A 19,424-nucleotide genomic window follows, 5' to 3' on the forward strand; every position below is an offset into this window, starting at 1 on the left:
CATAAAAAATCCCAAACTCCAATACTAAAATTGAAATTTGGGATTTTTAAAGTATTGAAATTTTAAATTGAAGTTTATTTCAATTGCTTAGCATTTTTTACACTTTGATCAGTTAGAGCCAATGCTAAAACTTCGCTCATTTCTTTCACATAATGAAATGTAAGTCCTTCAAGGTATTCAGCTTTAATTTCATCAATATCACTTTTGTTTTCCTGACATAAAATGATTTCTTTAATGCCAGCTCTTTTTGCAGCTAAGATTTTTTCTTTAATCCCGCCTACAGGCAAAACTTTTCCACGAAGTGTAATTTCTCCAGTCATGGCAAGGCTTTTCTTTACTTTTTTTTGCGTTAATAAAGAAACTAAAGAAGTAAGCATGGCGATACCTGCACTTGGTCCATCTTTTGGAGTTGCTCCTTCCGGTACATGTAAGTGAATATTATATTTTTGGAAAATTTCTGTATTTAAACCTAATTTTTTAGCATTAGCCTTAATATATTCCAAAGCAATTGTAGCAGATTCTTTCATGACATTTCCAAGATTTCCTGTGATTGTCAATGAACCTTTTCCTTCAGAAATTAATGATTCGATGAATAAAATATCACCGCCAACGCTTGTCCAGGCTAAACCTGTCACAACTCCGGCAACATCATTATTTTCGTATTTATCACGCTCTAATCTTGGAACCCCCAAAACAGCAACTATATCTTCATCTGTAACCTTTTTATTGTACTGTTCTTCCATCGCGACTGCTTTTGCAGCATTACGAATTACCTGAGCAATTTTTGTTTCGAGATTACGAACACCAGATTCACGCGTATAGCCTTCAACAATTTTTTCTAATTGTTTTTTACCAATTGTCAAATCTTTTGAAGTTAATCCGTGTGCTTCTAGTTGTTTTGGAAATAAATGTCTTTTTGCAATTTCAACTTTTTCTTCAATTGTATAGCCTGACATTTTGATTACTTCCATTCTGTCACGCAAGGCAGGCTGAATTGCTGCCATATTATTGGATGTTGCAATGAACATTACTTTAGACAAATCATATCCCATTTCAAGGAAATTATCGTAAAAAGCATTGTTTTGTTCTGGGTCTAAAACTTCTAATAATGCAGAAGATGGATCACCGCTGTTTCCGCTCGAAAGTTTATCAATTTCATCTAAAATAAAGACAGGATTTGAAGTTCCGGCTTTTTTCAAACTTTGAATAATTCTTCCTGGCATTGCACCAATATATGTTTTTCTATGTCCACGAATTTCTGCTTCATCGCGTAAGCCTCCTAATGAAATACGTACATATTCACGTCCTAAAGCTTCGGCAACAGAACGACCAATAGATGTTTTACCAACCCCCGGAGGCCCAGTTAAACATATAATTGGTGATTTCATGTCATTTCGCAATTTTAAAACCGCCAAATGCTCAATCATTCTTTTCTTAACTTCATCAAGTCCAAAATGATCTTTATCTAATACTTTCTGAGCATGTTTTAAATCAAATTTATCTTTAGAATATTCGCCCCAAGGCAATTCTAAAAATAATTCTAAATAATTACGCTGAATTCCGAAATCTGGTGATTGTGGATTCATACGGCGCATTTTAGACAATTCTTTTTCGAAATGTTTCTGCGTTTTTTCGTCCCATTTTTTGGTTTTCGCCTTCTGTCCCATTTCGTCCATTTCCTCTTCCTGCGAAACGCCACCCAATTCTTCCTGGATGGTTTTCATTTGCTGATGAAGGAAATATTCACGTTGCTGCTGATCTAAATCAAAACGAACTTTTGACTGAATATCATTCTTCAATTCTAATTTTTGAAGTTCAACATTCATGTAACGTAACGTTTCTAAAGCACGTTCTTTTAAACCATTTATCGATAAAAGACCTTGTTTTTCTTTTACGGATAAATTCATATTTGAAGAAACAAAATTGATCAGAAACGATTGGCTTTCAATATTTTTAATCGCAAAAGTAGCTTCAGACGGAATATTTGGACTTTCTTTTATAATCTGAATCGCTAGTTCTTTAACAGAATCTAAAATCGCTGTAAATTCAGTATCATTTTCAGCCGGGCGCTCTTCTGAAACTTCTTTAATGGTAGCTGTCATGTATGGGTCTTCAGAAACTACTTCGTCTATTTCAAAACGTTTTTTTCCTTGCAAGATAACCGTAACATTTCCGTCAGGCATTTTTAAAACGCGCAGAATTCGGGCTACAGTACCAATTTTATGAATATCATCTTTAGATGGGTCTTCGTCTTCTTCATTAATTTGTGAAACTACTCCAATGATTTTTCCGCCAGCGTTGGCATCATTAATCAATTTAATAGACTTATCTCTTCCTGCTGAAATTGGAATAACAACACCTGGAAATAAGACAGTATTACGTAAAGGCAAGATTGGCAGAGAAACCGGAAGTTCCTCATTATTCATTTCTTCTTCGTCTTCGGGAGTTAATAAAGGAATTAATTCTGCTTCAGAATCAAATTCCTGAAGTGACAGATTGTCAATAGTAAGTATTTTATGATTTGACATAATAATATATAAGTCGTTTTGTCATTAAATGATTAATACAACTTGCAAATAGAGCCTGAAATTTATTATTTTCAAATAAAAACAAGCTAAAACTTAATTTACAAGATACACCTTTAAAATAGACAATCACTATGCCAAGAATGGAATATATAGTATCTATTTAATTAGCCAAACTAATAAAATCAAATTGTATTACCAAAAAAAAATCCGCACAAGGCGGATTTTAAGTAAGTTCATAAATTATTATAAACCTTCTATATCTATATCAAAAGATCCCGTGATTGTCTTTTCATCATTTATACTAAAATTTTGAACGACCAAATCAAAAGTCCCTACTAGTTTTGTTGCTGTTTTTGAAGTAATTGTAATTGAACCTGATTTAGATGTATATATATAATCATTTATTTTGAAAGTACCTGCAATAACATTTACCAGAGCGCCACCCGTATTCGATGAATTAGTTGAAACCTGATAAGTTCCAGCTCCATATGATTTATTAATACTCAAACCAACACTTACACTACCATCATTCTTTTTTCCAACTATACTATAATATGGATTACTACCAGATGCACTTACAGCAGTTACATCAACTTTGTCATTAATAAAATCAACTCCATTTACTTTTGCCTTCAAAATTTGGTCTGAATCATCTGCAGGAATATTTTCTATGTAAGGCACATTTGTAAAAGTACCATTTGTAACCACTTTAGTCTCAGTTGAACCATTATCTGTTTCTCTAAATCCTGTAAATTGAAAAGTACCTGAAATTGTTTTTTTTGTTTTGTCTACCGCAGTAATTTTAATGATTGCGGTATCCGTATAATTTTTTACTTCCAAAAATGCCGCATCTTCGTTTGAAGCACTAATAAATCCATAGCCATCTATTTCTTCGGCGTAAGCTAAAACAAAACGATCTGCATTTTCTTTGCTGTTCGCCCACGTATATGTTCCTACTTTATTACTTGGTAAAATTATTTGAATTAAATCTCCTTTTGAAGATCTCGTACCAGCTATTAATACATAATCATTTGTTACGACAGCTGTTGTGGTATTTGCAACAAATTCTTCTCCACCAACTTTAGCCTTAAAAATCGGTTTTTCTTCTACATTTCCGCCCCCATTTCCATTCCCGTTGTTATCAGAACCTGAAATGTCACGACCATCATCAAAAGGACTGCAAGAGCTAAAAAGACTGCCTACTGCAAAAAGAAAGAGAAATAAAATAGTAATTTTCTTCATGTGGATTTTAATTTATGTACAAATATATATTTTATACGAAGAAATAAAAATCTTACACAACCTAATAATTTGAAAAAAAATAAAATTAATTTTATAGAAAGTGTAACAAATAAAAAAAAGCAAAGTCATTATAAAAAACTAGCAACCATTACTTGAGTATAACCAATCAAAATATCGAAGAATTAATCGCGCTTTGTAAAGAGAATAATCAAAAAGCCCAATTTGAAATTTACAACCGTTACAGTAAAGCTATGTACAACGTGGCTTACCGTATTGTAAAAGACGAACATTTTGCACAAGACGTCATGCAAGAAGGTTTTTTGAAAGCATTTACAAAAATAAACGACTACAAACAAGAAGTTGCTTTTGGCGCGTGGTTGAAGAAAATTGTCATCAATTACAGTATTGATTTTTATAAAAAGAATAATGCTTTTCAAGTTGAAGACCTGAGCAAGACACTTTATAAAATCGAAGAAAACGATGATTTTTATTCCGAAACCATTGATTTTAACACTTTAAAAGTGAAACAAGTTTTAGATACTATTTTAGCGCTTAAAGACAGCTACCGAATGGTTCTTACACTTTTTTACATTGAAGGTTACGATCAGGAAGAAATAAGCGAAATTTTAAATATTAGTTATCAAAACTGCCGAACTACATTAAGCAGGGCAAAGGAAAGTTTGCGAAAAAAATTAGAGGAGATATGAAAAAGGGAAATGACAATTTAGATCAATTATTCAACAAATTTGAAAACCAATGGGATGTTCAGGAATTGAATCCAGGTCATCAGGACGTTTTTTTAAATAAATTAAACAAGAAACAACCCAAAAAGAAAAATTACTTGTTTGTAGCATCAATTGCAGCAACGATAGTTTTAATGCTTGGAATAACTCTTTTTTATAAAAATGAAAAACCAAAGGAATTCAAATTTGCATCTAAAGAAACACAACGTACTGATTCTATTTTCAACATTCTAATTGATAACGAACTGGTTAAACTGAAGGAAAAAAGTTCACCTGAAAATGAGCAGATTATTAATGATGCATTAAAACAAATGAAAGTTTTTGATGCCGACTATCAAAAAATCATTAATGAACTTCAAAAAAACGGTGAAAACAAACAAATCATTTATGCCATGATAAGCAATCTGCAAACCAGAATATCTTTTTTGCAGACGGTTTTGAAAAGAATTGAAGAAAACGAAAATTTAAAAAACACAAGCCATGAAAAAACATTATAAAATATTAATCCTGTTCATCTTGATTCCTTTTTTAGGATTCTCAAATGATGACACTGCTATTTCAAAACAAAAAAATATCAAAAAAACCTTTATTGTAAATTCCAATGCAGGAATTGACATTGATAATAAGTACGGGAACATTACGGTATCGACCTGGGATGAAGACAAAATAGATCTTGATATCACAATCAAAGTGACAGGCTCAAATGAAAATTGGGTAAACGAAAAACTAAATACTATTGATGTAGATATTACGGGCTTAAAATCAATGGTTACCGCTGTTACCAAAATTGGAAATTCAACTAATAAAGGAAGAGGAAGCAGTAACAGCTTTGAGATCAATTACGTAATTAAAATTCCTAAAAACGGAACCGTAAAATTGATGAATAAATACGGAAATATTACAACCTTAACTATAGAAGGTTCAACTGATATAAGTTGTAAATATGGAAAAGTCAATATTGGAAAACTGAACAATCAAACCAACAGACTTCATATTGAATATTGTCAAAATTCATCAATCGATTATATCAAAAACGGTACAATTGAGGCGCGTTATTCAGGATTAAAAGTAAACGGTTCAGGTAATTTAAATTTTGATGCTAATTATACCGATTTAGTTGTTTCTGACTCTCAAAACATCAAATACGACTGTAGTTACGGAAATTTGAAATTTCAAAAAGTAAATTCGTTTACAGGTTCAGGAAATTATTTAACCGTTTCTGTTGCAGAGGTTTCAAACAATTTGAGCATTGATACCAATTACAGCAAAGTTAACATTGGCACATTGACTGAAAAAGCAAAAAATGTAAACATTAATTCAGGATATACCGACATTACAGTGGGTTATAACTACAATTACGCTTTCGACTTTAACATCAACACTAAATATGCTAATATTAAAAACGGCGATGATTTAGAAATTAATGTAAACGAAACCAAAAACAGTTCAAAAAACATTAGCGGCTTTCATAAAAAGAAAGGTCAGAATAAGGTAATAATTAATTCAACTTACGGAAACGTATCATTAATCAAAAAACAATAATTTTAAACAATCAATAACCATGAAAAAAATTATTCAATCAGCAGTTTGCGCAGCATTTTTAATTGGCTTTACAGCTAATGCACAAGAAAAAATTAACGGAAATGGCAATGTTGTAACGGAAACAAGAACAACTTCAGAATATGATGCAATTAAAATATCAGGCTTTTTTGATGTTGATTTGGTTGCAGGAAAAGAAGGAAAAATTACGATTAAGGGTGAACAAAATATCTTATCAGCAATTATTGTTGAAGTTGAAGACAATGCTTTGAAAATTCATGTAAAAAAAGGAACGAACATTCGTCCAAGCACAGGAAAAAAAGTGGAAATTACAGTTCCATTCGAAAAAATATCTGAGCTTAATTTGTCAGGTTCAGGTGATATCGTCACTAAATCTCAAATCAAAAATGATAAATTTTCAGCAAAATTATCTGGCTCAGGAGATATTGATTTAGATGTTGCAGCAAACTCTTTCGATTTCACTTTGAGCGGTTCAGGAGACATTAAATTAAAAGGAAATTCAAATGACTTAGTTATTAAACTTTCTGGTTCTGGCGATATTGAAGCGGCGAATTTGAAATCTAAAAATGCTAATGTAATGGTGTCAGGTTCTGGCGACGTCAAAATCAATTGCAATGAAAATCTTACAGCAAGAGTTTCGGGTTCAGGAGATATTAAATATACTGGAAATCCTGAAAAACGTGATGTAAAAGTTTCGGGTTCAGGAAGTATTTCAAAAGCATAATTTTAAATAAAGCTCAATAATAAAAGATTTTTTAAATCATCAAATCAAAAAACGAACTAATCATTCCTCTTTTATTATTGAGCTTTTATTTTCTTTATCCTTTATTAAATAAAAAGAGGTGCTTAAAGCACCTCTTTTTTATGAACTCTTCTCAAAAGGAAAATCGATGTAACGAAGAAAATTGCGAGAACAACAATTGCTTTACGCGGGCTTCCTGTTCTTTGGTCAATTATTCCATAAATACACATCCCGATTACAATTCCGATTTTCTCGGCAACATCATAAAAACTAAAAAATGAAGCTGTATCTTCAGTTTCTGGCAATAATTTTGAATACGTTGATCGCGAAAGTGCTTGAACTCCACCCATTACAAACCCTGCAATTGTTGCCATAACGTAAAAATGCATTGGTAAAGTAATGAAATAAGCTAATGCGCAAAATACTGCCCAAATACCATTAATCACAACTAAAGTTGAAATATTTCCAAACTTTGATGAAGCTCGTGAAGTTGCTATTGCGCCAATTACAGCAACCAACTGAATAATAAGAATACAGATAATTAAACCAATTGTCCCCTCCTCTTTGGATGACCATTGAATTTCTTGTGCTCCAAAATAAGTTGCTACCAACATTACAGTTTGCACAGCCATACTGGAAACAAAAAATCCGCCTAAATAACGTCTTAAGGGAACATTTTCTTTCAATAAGCCCCACACTTTTTTCAATTCTTTAAAACCATTAAAGACAACATCTTTAGTCAACTTTTGACCATTCTCCTTGCTTCCTTTTGGTAAATAGTAATACGTATATTGACTAAAAAGAATCCACCAAATACCAACCATAATGAAAGAATAACGCATTGCTTCCATTGCTGTGATATTAAAAGTTTTTGGAAACATAATCATCCCGAGATTAATCAGCAATAAAATCACACTACCAATATATCCCAAAGAATAACCTTTCGCACTAATTCTGTCCTGCTGATCCTCAAAAGCAATATCCGGCAGATATGAATTATAAAAAACCAAACTCCCCCAGTATCCAATTAATCCTAAAAAGTAAAATGCCAATCCTATATAAATATTTCCAAGATCAAACCAATATAATCCTACACATGACAAAGCTCCTAAATAGCAGAAAAACTTCATGAAAGCTTTTTTATTCCCCACATAATCTGCAATTCCAGATAATAATGGAGAAATAAATGAAACAACTAAAAATGCTGCCGCCGTGGTAAAACTAATTAAAGCTGAATTTTTAAGACGCATGCCAAAAACATCAATATAATGACCGCGATCTGTAAATAAAGCTTCGTAAAATATTGGAAATACGGCTGAAGCAATTGTAAGTGTATAAACTGAATTTGCCCAATCATAAAATGCCCAGGCATTCAATAATTTTTTATCTCCTTTTTGTAGGTTTTTCATAGAAATGGTTTTGTTAATACGCTACGAATTTATCCAATTTTTATCATAATCAAATACAAATTATTCGATTCATATATTATTAAATTATGAACTACAAAAAAAAGCTACTCGAAAAACGAATAGCTTAAATTTGATTTATTCTGATATTCAGAATTTTATTTTATAGTTCCCACTTTAAGCGCAATTGCTTTAGCTTCTGGAACGAGTGCTTTTATATTAGCAATTCTTGTTGCGTCTGATGGGTGTGTACTCATAAATTCGGGAGTTCCTGCCGCTCCAGATTTTGCAGACATTCTGCTCCAGAAGGCAACAGCATCTTCAGGATTATATCCTGCAATCGCCATTAAAGTCAAACCTATTTTATCTGCTTCACTTTCATTACTTCTGCTAAAAGGAAGCATCACTCCTACTTCTGATCCGATTCCGTATGCTTGCGCAAAAATTTGTTGAGTTGCTTCAGATTTTCCGCTTGTAGCTGCTCCCAAAGCTGCTCCTCCAATTTGCTGCAATTGTGCTGCAGACATTCTTTGTGCTCCGTGATTTGCTAATGCATGTGAAACTTCGTGTCCCATAACAGTTGCTAAACCAGATTCATTTTGCGTTATAGGTAAAATACCTGAATAAACAACAATTTTTCCTCCAGGTAAACACCATGCATTAACTTCTTTATTATCAACAAGCTTATATTCCCATCGATAATCTTTCAAATATTGTGTTTGCCCTAAATAATTTAGATATTTTTCAGCGGCCAATTTAATTTTATATCCTACTGTTTCAACAATGTTTGCATCAGAGGTTCCTGTAATAACTTTATTTTCAGTCAAAAACTGATTATATTGCTGGAAAGAAGATGGAAATAATTCACTATTTGAAACAAAATTTAAATTTTGTTTTCCTGTTATTGGATTCGTTGCGCAGCTACACACTAAAATTGCTGCAAAAAGTCCTGTAATTAGATTTTTTTTCATGATTTTACAAATTTAGCACTAACAAAAATACAACTAAATTTGATTTCACTTTTACATAATTTTCAAAAACTATATCAGAATTTACTTATTCACCAACAATATGAAGTTCATTAAATTCTTTATCAATAATTAAGCAATTATTTTGTTCGAAGCTTATTTTATCAAATTCGATTTTTTCATTATCAATTTCAATTTCAGTAACTTTAAATGGAAGCCCGATTAAATTAATTTTATACTTAGAATACGGCGTATCATATTTTCCTTCTTTATGAAGCTGAATAATCAATTCTTTCTCTTTTCCGATAGTTCTGAAAGACAAAAAGCTATATCGTCCTTTTTTATAATCATAACCGTCTTGTGCATCTTCATAAACTACGGACTTTTCTTTGCCTTTTTTAAAATATACGTCTAATGTCAATTCATCAAATTCCAATTCTCCAACATATTGCTGAACCGGATATTTAGGTATAATAGCGCCTGCTTTTATAAAAACTGGAATCTCATCAAATTTAGTATCGATCCAAATTTCTCTTCCTCCAATAAAAACCTCGTTTGTCCAAAAGTTATACCACTCACCTCTAGGAATATACATTCGTCTACCTACAGCATTAGGTTCAAGAATTGGACAAACCAAAATTTGATTTCCGAAGATAAATTCATCATTACGATAATGTGTTTGTGTATCATCCTGATCGTAATAAACCAAAGGTTTCAACATCGGAATACCTTCTTCTATATATTGCCAGAACATAGTATATAAATACGGTAACAATTGGTAACGAAGATTTACAAATTTTCGGGTAATATTAATTACTTCTTCATCAAAAGCCCAAGGTTCTTGATTTCCATGATCTCCTGAAGAATGCGTTCTACAGAAAGGATGAAAAACACCTAATTGAATCCAACGTGCATATAATTCGCCTGTTGGTTGCTCTGCAAAACCACCAATATCAGAACCTGTAAAACCCATTCCGGAAATTGACATTCTCTGCACCTGAATATTCGCAATCCATAGATGTTCCCAGGTTGCAACATTATCCCCAGTCCATGAAGAGGTGTAACGCTGAGCACCAGAATATGCCGATCTGGTAATTACAAAAGGACGTTTTGGATAAACAAATCGTTTTACACCATGATAAGTAGCCCTTGCCATTTGGGTTCCATAAATATTATGAGCCTTTCTGTGACTACATGGATTTCCGTCGTAAACATGGCGAACATCCATCGGAAAAGTTTTATTTGGAACTTCCATAACAGCTGGTTCATTCATGTCATTCCAAACTCCTTTGACGCCAATATCCGAAATTAACTCTTTAAATAATCCTGCCCACCATTCTCTTACTACGGGATTTGTGTAATCTGGAAAATTACATTCTCCCGGCCAAACTTTTCCTTTCATATAAGGGCCATCGGCACGTTTACAGAAATAATCTTTTTCTAAGGCTTCTTTATAAACCCAATAATCCTTATCAATTTTGATTCCCGGATCAATGATGACAATTGTCTTAAAACCGTCTTCAGCTAATTCGCTGACCATTTTTTTAGGATCAGGAAAATATTCCTTATTCCATGTAAAACATCGGAAACCATCCATATAATCGATATCCAAATAAATGGCATCACACGGAATTTTAAGTTCTCTGAATTTTGATGTAATTTCTTTTACTTTGCTTTCCGGATAATAACTCCATTTACATTGATGGTACCCTAAAACCCAAAGTGGCGGTAGTTCAGGTTTTCCTGTCAAATCTGTATAAGTTGTAACAACATCCTGCATTTGTGGGCCATAAATGAAATAATAATTCATTTCGCCTCCTTCAGCCCAAAAACTAGTTACATTTCTTCTTTCCTGACAAAAATCAAAGAAGGTTCTGAAAGTATTATCGAAGAAAACACCATAAGATTTTTGATTATGCAATCCAATATAAAACGGAACTACTTTATAAAGTGGTTCCTGATCTTTTTGATAAGCATATTGATCGGTGGCAAAATTTTCTACTCTTTTGCCTTTTAAGTTCATCTGGGTGGCTTTGTCACCAAGACCGTAAAAACATTCTCCATCTTTTGAGGATTTGCTCATTTTGACAACGTTTCCGCCATACTCATAGCTTTCTTCCCAATGAAATCCAAGTTCGTCCTGAAGAATTAAGCAGCTATCCAGATCATAAATTGACAGGCGAACATCAGCTTTTTTAATTTTGCAAATTACTTTGCTGGTTCTGATTTCAAAATAATTTTCATCATCACTAACCTGTAAAAAATTATAGCCATGCAGTTGAGTTTTATCAATTGCATACGAAAAATCATTGCTAAAATATCCTTTTGTGGTAAAACGAAAACGAAGTAAACTGTCTCTAAGAACCGTGACTTTTAAAATTACATTGTTGTCAGTGTAAAAAGAAATGGAATCTCCCTCATGTTCATACGAAACTATTTTTGACGGAAATAAATTGCCTTTATGTTCTAGTGATGTATTTGTAATCATATCGCTATTGTCTTAATTATATAACTCAATCCTTACTTCAAACATACAAAAAAACTTGGTAAAGCACTATGAATAAAAGGTTTATTCACGAAAACGTTTTTTCTGAATGAGTACTAAATTAGTTTACAAAAAATCAATAATTCGATAATTTAAAAACACAAAATTGATAAAACGGCATTATTGAAAATTACACCTAAATTTCTACACAAAAGAATAAACCGTTACGCTCAAAGGAGGTAAAATTAATTCGACTGAATAATCTCTTCCGTCATAAGGTAAATTGTCAATTTTTAAAGATTCAGAATTACCAACACCACTTCCACCATAAATTTTAGCATCAGTATTGAAAACTTCTTTTAATTTTCCTTTTTGATAAATACCAATTCTATAATTTTCCCTAATAACTTGCGTAAAATTGCAAACCACAATTAGATTTTCATCAGGATTATTTCCTTTTCGGATATAAGAAACAACAGCATTTTGATGATCGGAATAATTAATCCATTCAAAACCTTCGCCTGTGAATTGTTTTTCGTACAATGCCGGCTGAGATTTGTAAAACTGATTCAAATCTGTAATTACCTTTTTAATTCCAGAATGATAATCATATTGCAATAAATGCCAATCTAGACTTTTTTCAAAATTCCATTCATCACTTTGTCCAAACTCCGATCCCATAAATAATAATTTTGTTCCGGGATGTGTGAACATGTATCCAAAAAGCAATCTTAAATTAGCAAATTTCTGCCATTCATCGCCTGGCATTTTATTGGCAATTGATTTTTTTCCATACACCACTTCATCATGAGAAAACGGAAGCATAAAATTTTCTGTAAAAGCATAAGTCATGGAAAAAGTCAAATCGTTTTGATGGTATTTTCTGTAAACAGTTTCTTTCTGAAAGTATTTTAATGTATCGTGCATCCAGCCCATCATCCATTTCATTCCGAAACCTAAACCGCCTGTAAATGTTGGTCTTGAAACCATCGGAAACGAAGTACTTTCTTCTGCAATAGTTTGAACTCCAGAAAAATTAGCATAAATAACTTCATTGAATTCTTTAAGAAAACTTATGGTTTCCAGATTTTCTCTTCCGCCATAAATATTAGGTTCCCATTCACCTTCATTTCTCGAATAATCAAGATATAACATCGAAGCTACAGCATCAACTCGTAATCCGTCAGCGTGATAATTTTGAAGCCAAAAAACAGCATTACTGATTAAAAAAGCACGAACTTCATTACGACCGTAATTAAAAACTAGACTTTTCCAATCTGGATGATATCCTTTTCTTCGATCTGGATGTTCATATAAATGTGATCCGTCAAAAAAGCCTAAGCCATGTGCATCATCAGGAAAATGCGATGGAACCCAATCCAAAATCACGCCAATGCCAGCTTGATGCAATTTATCAACCAAAATCATAAAATCCTGTGGTTTTCCAAAACGAGAAGTTGGAGCAAAATATCCTGTCAGCTGATATCCCCATGAAGGATCATAAGGGTATTCCATAATTGGCATAAATTCAACGTGTGTAAAACCGGTTTCTGTTACATAATTAACTAGATCATCTGCCAATTCTAAATAGGTCAAAAATCGATTATGTTCACCCCGTTTCCAAGATCCTAAATGTACTTCATACACCGAATATGGCTTATCTAAAGCATTTTTTTCATGGCGAGATCCCATCCAATTTTTATCTTTCCAATTATAATCCAGGTCCCAAACAACAGAAGCAGTATGAGGTGGTTTTTCACAAAATAAAGCAAATGGATCTGCTTTTTCTGTTACTACTCCATCAATATTAGACTGAATTTTGTATTTATAAAGTGAACCTTTGGATAAATTAGGAATAAAGCCTTCCCAAATTCCCGAAGAATCCCATCGAACCTGAAGCTGATGTTCGTCTTGTGTCCAATAATTAAAATCGCCCACCACAGAAACAGATTTCGCTGTGGGTGCCCAAACAGCAAAATAAACTCCCTTAACTCCATTTACTTCAACTAAATGTGCTCCCAACTTTTCATACAATTTGAAATATTTGCCAGCCTTGAATAAATCAATATCAAAATCGGTAAATAGAGAATGCGTAGTTACTTTTGTCATATTTGTTTTTTAAGGCAACAATTGGAATTTTTTATTTGATTTGGAATTTTAATATTATTCAATTCTAAAATTGTCAGCGAGAATAGCTCCTTTTTTAATCACAACAATACCATCTTTTATACTATATAATTCATTGGTAAAATTCTCTAGATGTTTTCCACCGCTAATGTGAACATTATTTCCAATGCGAACATTTTTATCTACTAAAGCATTTTTTATGAAGCAATTTTCACCAATTCCAACGTGAATTTTGTTTACACTTGCCTCATGATTAAGTTCGTCCAAATCTTGATAGAAATCATTCCCCATCACATAGCAGTTTTCAAGAACAGTTCCAACACCAATTCTGGAACGAATTCCAATTACCGAACTTTTAATTTCTTTAGCATTGATAATACAACCTTCAGAAATCAGTGATTGATTGATAATTGAATTTCGAAATTTTGATGGAGGAAGTAATCTTGGTCTTGTAAAAATCTTATTGTCGTTATCGAACAAATTAAATTCGGGAATATCAGCTGTTAAGCCAATATTTGCTTCAAAAAACGATTCAATATTTCCAATATCTGTCCAATATCCTTCATACTGATAACTCAATATTTTATGTTTTCCAACGGCTTGCGGAATAATTTCTTTTCCAAAATCTTTCGTATCTGGATTCGCCATTAATTCTTCCAACAATGATTTGTTAAAAATATAAATTCCCATTGAAGCCAAATATTTTTTGCCTTTTTCCTGCATTTGTTCACTCACTTCAGATTCCCATTGTGGTAATAATGAAGCATCTGGTTTTTCGATAAAAGCTTCAATAACACTTTCATGATTGGTTTTTAAAATTCCAAATTCTGGAGCGTCTTTCGCATTAACAGGCAAAGTTGCAATAGAAATTTCGGCATCAGCAGCAATATGGGCTTCTAACATTTCATTAAAATCCATTTGATACAATTGATCTCCCGAAAGAATTAAAGCATGATCAAAATCGTGTTTCAAAAAGTGAGACATGCATTGTCTTACAGCATCCGCAGTCCCTTGAAACCAGGTCGGATTATCCGGAGTTTGTTCAGCCGCCAAAATATCAACGAACGACTGACTAAAAATACTAAAGTTAAAAGTGTTTTTAATATGAGCATTCAGAGACGCAGAATTAAATTGTGTCAAAACAAATATTTTAAAAATATCTGAATTGATACAATTTGAAATTGGAATATCAACCAAACGATATTTACCTCCAATCGGAACAGCAGGTTTTGATCTTGTTTCTGTCAATGGGAACAAGCGAGATCCTTGTCCACCTCCTAAAATAATGGCAACTACATTTTTCTTTTTAAACTTCATTTTTGCTGAATTATTAAGTTGTATATTTCGATATATTCTTGGCACACACTTTCCCAGGAATGATCTGCTGACATTCCTCTTTTTAATACTTTATTAAAACTTATTTTATCATCGTACAGTTTAACTGCACGATTTATCGAATAACAAACATCTCCAACCGAAGCCTGATCATGACAAACCCCGTTTCCTTCATCTCCAAAATCAATAACTGTATCTCGCAATCCTCCGGTCCTCCTCACAATCGGAACGGTACCATATCGCATCGCATACATTTGATTCAAACCACATGGTTCAACTCTAGAAGGCATTAAAATATAGTCAGAACCTGCATATATCAAATGTGCCAATTCTTCATTGTAACCGATAAAAACATTATAATTGCCTTTATAATCATTTCGCAATTGTGTCAATTGCGTTTCAATTTCAGCATTTCCTGATCCTAAAATCAGAATATTAATATTTTCGAAATTTTCAGATAATGCTAATGCAGAAGCTTGTGGTAATAAATCGCCTCCTTTTTCTTCAAATAAACGCCCAATAAAACTAAATAACGGCTTTGTTGGATCTAAATCAAATTGTTCACAAAGCTTCTCTTTATTTTTTTGCTTACCAATTTCAAAAGTTTCAATCGAATAATGGTGTTCAATCATTTTATCTTTTGATGGATCCCAAACTTCAATATCAATTCCATTTAAAATCCCTTTTGATTTATTTCTAACCGAATTAAACAATCCTTCTAATCCATTTGCAGCATAATTAATTTCATTTAAATAACTTGGAGAAACCGTAGTAACCGCATGTGCACATTTAACGCCAACTGCCAAAGAATTAATAGAATGATTCCACTCCAAAAAACCAACATGAATCAAATCAAATTCTGGCAAATAATGTAATTTATCAAAACCAAACCAGCCTTGATATAAACCATTGTGAATAGTAATTACAGTTTTAACACTTCTTAAACTTTCGTATTTATAAGCATATTTTACTAAAAAAGGAACTACTCCAGTGTGATGATCATGGCAATTTATAATATCAGGAACTTTATTCCGTGCAGTAATCCAATCTAAACTTGCAATTTGAAAAGATAAAAATCGCTCAATGTCATCTTCATAGCCATAAACATTTGGTCTGTCAAATAACTCTTTGATTTCAATCAAATAAAGTTCATATCCAAGCTTATTTGAACTTTCTTTTAGAACACTAAAAGGAAATTCAAAATTTCCTAATTTGACATTTCCCCAATGTACACATTCAAAATCATTTTCTTTTTTGAATTTTGTATCATAACAAGGAACAACGACTCTTACCTGATGTCCAGCATTAGTCTGATATTTTGGCAATGCTCCAACAACATCGGCCAAACCACCCACTTTTGCCATTGGGTAACATTCTGCACTTAAATGAAATATTTCCATCCTAAAATTAATTACAGCATTCAATATTAATTTATGATTTATTTTTCTCTAGAAACAATCATTAATATGCTACTTTTATGTTTCCTAAATTTAGGAAAAAATAAGCAGAATTTAGCCCTCAAAAAAAAAATATTAATATGGCAAAAAAGGAAACTAATCCTACTAAATCATTAAAAATTCCACAGTTTATTATTGTATCCTGTAAAATTTGCGCGTTTATTTCAACCAAATTAGTTACAAAATATGCTGCTAAACTATTTACAACACCAATAAAACATAAGATTCCAAAACGAGAACTTGAGATGGATTCTAAAAGTGTTAGCAAAATAATTCATGTGCCGGCAATAAATAAAAATATTGTAACATATCAATATGGAGAAAGTGATCGTAAGATTTTATTAGTACATGGATGGTCAGGAAGAGGTACGCAACTATTCAAAATAGCGGATGAGCTTTTGAAAAATGGCTTTTCAACTGTAAGTTTTGATGCTCCAGCACATGGGAAATCTAGAGGGAAATCAACTATAATGTCTGAATTTATTGCTTCTATATTAGAAATTGAAAAACAATTTGGACCGTTCGAAATTGCAATAGGACATTCTCTTGGCGGAATGTCGGTTTTAAATGCAATTAAAGACGGATTACAGACAAAAAAATCAATTATTATAGGAAGTGGTGATATTGTACAAGATATTTTAGACGAATTTATCTCAAAATTAGGATTAAAACAAGAAATAAGCGAAAGTCTCCGTAATCTTTTTGAAGAGAAATATCAAGTAAAAATGGATGACTTTTCGGCTTATAGAGCAGCGCAAAAAGTAAAAATTCCAGTTTTAGTAATTCACGATAATGATGATCCGGAAGTTCCTGTAAAAGCAGGAATTCACATTCATCAACAACTTGAAAACGGAACTTTATATTTAACTGATGGCCTAGGTCACAGAAAAATACTTGGCAATCAAAATGTTATTAAAAAAATCTTGGATTTCATCAAAACTAATTAATTTTGTGATAGTTACACTTTCATTTATCTAACTTAAAATAATATCAAAATGGATTTATTTGGAGAAACATCAGATTGGGAAATAAAACTAAAGCCTATTTTGAATAAATACAAAGGAAAAAGACATCCTTTAGAATATCAAAATACCTATCAATTATTAGTAATGGTGATTTTGTCAGCACAAGATTCTGATGCAAATATTAATAAAATAGCACCTGCATTATTTGAAAAATTCCCAACATTAAACAGTTTATCAAAAACCGATCTCGAGTCACTCATAACATACATAAGCAAAGTTCGAAATTTTGGAACAAAAGCAAATTGGTTATTAGAAATTGCAAAAACCATTAAGAATGGCAGCGATATTCCTTTAAACATGAAGGAGTTAACAGCTTTAAAAGGGGTTGGAAGAAAATCGGCTAATGTTATTTTAAGAGAAACAAATAAACCAGCAGAAGGCATTATTGCCGATTTACATGTAATTCGCGTAGCGCCCAGAATCGGAATAATAAAAGAAGCAAAAGACGGAAATAAAGTTGAAAAAGACTTGATGCAAGTATTACCAAAAAGCATTTGGTCCGAAATTGGTATGGCAATTTCTTTTTTAGGACGAGAAACCTGCCGACCAAAACCTAAGTGTGAAGAATGTCTTTTAGCAGATATTTGCTTTTATTATTCTACAGAAGTTGCTTAAAATCTCTACTTTCTTCTAGTATCAATTAAATAAATAATTTTCCAGGAATCTTTTTCTTTAAACAATGTAAAAGTATTCACACCAGAATGACTCAATTTATCATTCAAATAAAATTCATACGGTGCCCAAACATGAGCCATTGCTCCATCAATTTGAATATTATAACTTAAAATTTTCTCTTGAAATTTCATACTGGAAGGAATTGTTGCAATTGATTTATAAAATTCTCTTGCAGTTTCGTCAGATAATTTATTGCCCTTTGAAGCACTCTCACTAATGGATTGCAAAATCATTTTATCTGCACAAACAGATTTTATTTTTAAAGTGTCTTTTTGATGAAATCCTTCAAAAAATATTTCAATACTTTTTTGAATCTCTTGTTTTTGTGCATTCGCACATAATCCTGATAGCAAAAAACAAATAATTATATAAAATTTCATAATCAAAAAATATTAAACGCCAAATTGAGAAAGATGATGGTCTAAATGTTTTGCAAACATATTATTCCATTCTGTAGAAGTCAATTTTCCAAAAGAAAGTGATTCTTTGCCTTCAAATTCCTTTTCACCTAATTCCTGTGTTTTATCTATATAAGCAATTAATCGGCTTTTTTCAATTTCAAAATCACGGTCATTTTTAATGATAAACTGTGATGCTGTACCAATATTTCTAGGATAAGGTTTTTCACCTACCACTGTTTTTTTTGCTAGCAATTTTAAAATAAATTTCATAAATCCATTAGGTTTCGGATGAGTATTATCATAAACCATTTCGTAAGTAACATTACAATGTGCTAGCATTTGACCGACACTCATCTTACCCCAAAGTCCTTTTGAATCTGGAGTTAACTGATTAATTCTTTTCATAAATTGATCACAATCCTCTTTCTGAAATATATTTTGCATAGTTTAAAAATTAGCGCACTAAAGAAAAACAAAAATATAAAATTTACTTTGAAATTATATTTTAACGAGAATTATATTCGATAAATAAGAATCATTATGACATTTCCATTTGGACTGGACTGTGTACTCTATCTTTTATTTGAAAAAAAAGATTCCGCTCCCATCACTAACGCGGCATATACCAAATCAGAAGTTTCATTTTCCAGAAGATTTCCCCCAAACGTTTATAAACAAAAAATCCCTCCCGATAAATCGGGAAGGATTCTCAAAAGAAAGGCGACGACAT

Annotated in this window: 16 protein-coding genes; 6 read left to right on the forward strand and 10 right to left on the reverse strand. The window is 32.1% G+C overall.

All coding sequences use genetic code 11. The features are described from left to right. Positions 1-74: 74 nt before the first annotated feature. Both lon and ACWA1B_RS14550 read right to left on the reverse strand, forming a co-directional pair. Positions 75-2,528 (reverse strand): endopeptidase La, encoded by a 2,454-nt coding sequence (lon, locus tag ACWA1B_RS14545; RefSeq protein ID WP_456908076.1) that lies wholly within the window; start codon positions 2,526-2,528, stop codon positions 75-77. Between the two features lie 243 nt (positions 2,529-2,771). Next, a complete protein-coding gene (locus tag ACWA1B_RS14550) occupies positions 2,772-3,770 on the reverse strand; it encodes a DUF6252 domain-containing protein (RefSeq protein ID WP_456908078.1) in 999 nt (332 codons plus the stop codon). Between the two features lie 152 nt (positions 3,771-3,922). Here ACWA1B_RS14550 and ACWA1B_RS14555 point away from each other — a divergent pair, with 152 nt between their 5' ends. From ACWA1B_RS14555 to ACWA1B_RS14570, 4 genes are read left to right on the forward strand one after another with little or no spacing between them, the layout of a single operon-like run. Continuing rightward, complete coding sequence (locus ACWA1B_RS14555) at positions 3,923-4,477, forward strand: RNA polymerase sigma factor (protein WP_035643443.1); 555 nt, start codon at positions 3,923-3,925, stop codon at positions 4,475-4,477. Further along, positions 4,474-5,010 (forward strand): anti-sigma factor, encoded by a 537-nt coding sequence (locus ACWA1B_RS14560; RefSeq protein ID WP_456908081.1) that lies wholly within the window; start codon positions 4,474-4,476, stop codon positions 5,008-5,010. The genes ACWA1B_RS14555 and ACWA1B_RS14560 overlap by 4 nt, the downstream gene beginning before the upstream one ends. Further along, positions 4,994-6,055, forward strand: coding sequence for a hypothetical protein (locus ACWA1B_RS14565; protein ID WP_456908083.1), 1,062 nt, complete (start codon positions 4,994-4,996; stop codon positions 6,053-6,055). The genes ACWA1B_RS14560 and ACWA1B_RS14565 overlap by 17 nt, the downstream gene beginning before the upstream one ends. A gap of 19 nt (positions 6,056-6,074) precedes the next feature. Further along, positions 6,075-6,797, forward strand: a complete 723-nt coding sequence (locus ACWA1B_RS14570) for a head GIN domain-containing protein (protein WP_456908085.1) — start codon at positions 6,075-6,077, stop codon at positions 6,795-6,797. 122 nt (positions 6,798-6,919) lie between these two features. Here the strand turns inward: ACWA1B_RS14570 and ACWA1B_RS14575 are convergent, their stop codons facing one another. The 6 genes from ACWA1B_RS14575 to ACWA1B_RS14600 form a co-directional block, all read right to left on the reverse strand. Then, on the reverse strand, positions 6,920-8,224 hold the full coding sequence (locus tag ACWA1B_RS14575; protein WP_456908087.1) for an MFS transporter: 1,305 nt from the start codon (positions 8,222-8,224) through the stop codon (positions 6,920-6,922). Positions 8,225-8,379: 155 nt separating this feature from the next. Continuing rightward, positions 8,380-9,192 carry a M48 family metallopeptidase gene (locus tag ACWA1B_RS14580; protein ID WP_456908089.1) on the reverse strand — a complete coding sequence of 271 codons (813 nt, stop codon included), beginning with the start codon at positions 9,190-9,192 and terminating at the stop codon, positions 8,380-8,382. An 85-nt stretch (positions 9,193-9,277) separates the two neighbouring features. After that, positions 9,278-11,677, reverse strand: coding sequence for a glycoside hydrolase family 31 protein (locus ACWA1B_RS14585; protein WP_456908091.1), 2,400 nt, complete (start codon positions 11,675-11,677; stop codon positions 9,278-9,280). Positions 11,678-11,878: 201 nt separating this feature from the next. Continuing rightward, the gene (gene glgB, locus ACWA1B_RS14590) at positions 11,879-13,783 is read right to left on the reverse strand and encodes a 1,4-alpha-glucan branching protein GlgB (protein ID WP_456908093.1); all 1,905 of its coding nucleotides are present in this window, start codon (positions 13,781-13,783) and stop codon (positions 11,879-11,881) included. Between the two features lie 54 nt (positions 13,784-13,837). Beyond that, the gene (locus tag ACWA1B_RS14595) at positions 13,838-15,118 is read right to left on the reverse strand and encodes a glucose-1-phosphate adenylyltransferase (protein ID WP_456908095.1); all 1,281 of its coding nucleotides are present in this window, start codon (positions 15,116-15,118) and stop codon (positions 13,838-13,840) included. Beyond that, on the reverse strand, positions 15,115-16,536 hold the full coding sequence (locus ACWA1B_RS14600; protein ID WP_456908097.1) for a glycogen synthase: 1,422 nt from the start codon (positions 16,534-16,536) through the stop codon (positions 15,115-15,117). Before ACWA1B_RS14600 ends, ACWA1B_RS14595 begins: the two co-directional genes overlap by 4 nt. Before the next feature lie 137 nt (positions 16,537-16,673). Between ACWA1B_RS14600 and ACWA1B_RS14605 the strand changes: the two genes are divergently transcribed. Then, positions 16,674-17,540, forward strand: a complete 867-nt coding sequence (locus ACWA1B_RS14605) for an alpha/beta hydrolase (RefSeq protein WP_456908099.1) — start codon at positions 16,674-16,676, stop codon at positions 17,538-17,540. Positions 17,541-17,588: 48 nt separating this feature from the next. Further along, complete coding sequence (locus ACWA1B_RS14610) at positions 17,589-18,233, forward strand: endonuclease III domain-containing protein (protein WP_456908101.1); 645 nt, start codon at positions 17,589-17,591, stop codon at positions 18,231-18,233. Between the two features lie 5 nt (positions 18,234-18,238). On the opposite strand, the gene ACWA1B_RS14615 is transcribed toward ACWA1B_RS14610, so the two are convergent. Then, on the reverse strand, positions 18,239-18,673 hold the full coding sequence (locus tag ACWA1B_RS14615; protein ID WP_456908103.1) for a nuclear transport factor 2 family protein: 435 nt from the start codon (positions 18,671-18,673) through the stop codon (positions 18,239-18,241). Between the two features lie 12 nt (positions 18,674-18,685). Beyond that, a complete protein-coding gene (locus ACWA1B_RS14620) occupies positions 18,686-19,138 on the reverse strand; it encodes a DUF1569 domain-containing protein (protein WP_456908105.1) in 453 nt (150 codons plus the stop codon). Positions 19,139-19,424: the final 286 nt, after the last annotated feature.

Source organism: Flavobacterium xizangense, assembly GCF_054075145.1.

Bases quoted from the DNA above. Each gene is read 5' to 3' on its own strand.
- ACWA1B_RS14615 (WP_456908103.1), bottom strand. From the start codon at position 18,673: ATGAAATTTTATATAATTATTTGTTTTTTGCTATCAGGATTATGTGCG.
- ACWA1B_RS14550 (WP_456908078.1), bottom strand. From the start codon at position 3,770: ATGAAGAAAATTACTATTTTATTTCTCTTTCTTTTTGCAGTAGGCAGT.
- glgB (WP_456908093.1), bottom strand. From the start codon at position 13,783: ATGACAAAAGTAACTACGCATTCTCTATTTACCGATTTTGATATTGAT.
- ACWA1B_RS14620 (WP_456908105.1), bottom strand. From the start codon at position 19,138: ATGCAAAATATATTTCAGAAAGAGGATTGTGATCAATTTATGAAAAGA.
- ACWA1B_RS14585 (WP_456908091.1), bottom strand. From the start codon at position 11,677: ATGATTACAAATACATCACTAGAACATAAAGGCAATTTATTTCCGTCA.
- lon (WP_456908076.1), bottom strand. From the start codon at position 2,528: ATGTCAAATCATAAAATACTTACTATTGACAATCTGTCACTTCAGGAA.
- ACWA1B_RS14595 (WP_456908095.1), bottom strand. From the start codon at position 15,118: ATGAAGTTTAAAAAGAAAAATGTAGTTGCCATTATTTTAGGAGGTGGA.
- ACWA1B_RS14575 (WP_456908087.1), bottom strand. From the start codon at position 8,224: ATGAAAAACCTACAAAAAGGAGATAAAAAATTATTGAATGCCTGGGCA.
- ACWA1B_RS14580 (WP_456908089.1), bottom strand. From the start codon at position 9,192: ATGAAAAAAAATCTAATTACAGGACTTTTTGCAGCAATTTTAGTGTGT.
- ACWA1B_RS14570 (WP_456908085.1), top strand. From the start codon at position 6,075: ATGAAAAAAATTATTCAATCAGCAGTTTGCGCAGCATTTTTAATTGGC.
- ACWA1B_RS14560 (WP_456908081.1), top strand. From the start codon at position 4,474: ATGAAAAAGGGAAATGACAATTTAGATCAATTATTCAACAAATTTGAA.
- ACWA1B_RS14610 (WP_456908101.1), top strand. From the start codon at position 17,589: ATGGATTTATTTGGAGAAACATCAGATTGGGAAATAAAACTAAAGCCT.
- ACWA1B_RS14605 (WP_456908099.1), top strand. From the start codon at position 16,674: ATGGCAAAAAAGGAAACTAATCCTACTAAATCATTAAAAATTCCACAG.
- ACWA1B_RS14565 (WP_456908083.1), top strand. From the start codon at position 4,994: ATGAAAAAACATTATAAAATATTAATCCTGTTCATCTTGATTCCTTTT.
- ACWA1B_RS14600 (WP_456908097.1), bottom strand. From the start codon at position 16,536: ATGGAAATATTTCATTTAAGTGCAGAATGTTACCCAATGGCAAAAGTG.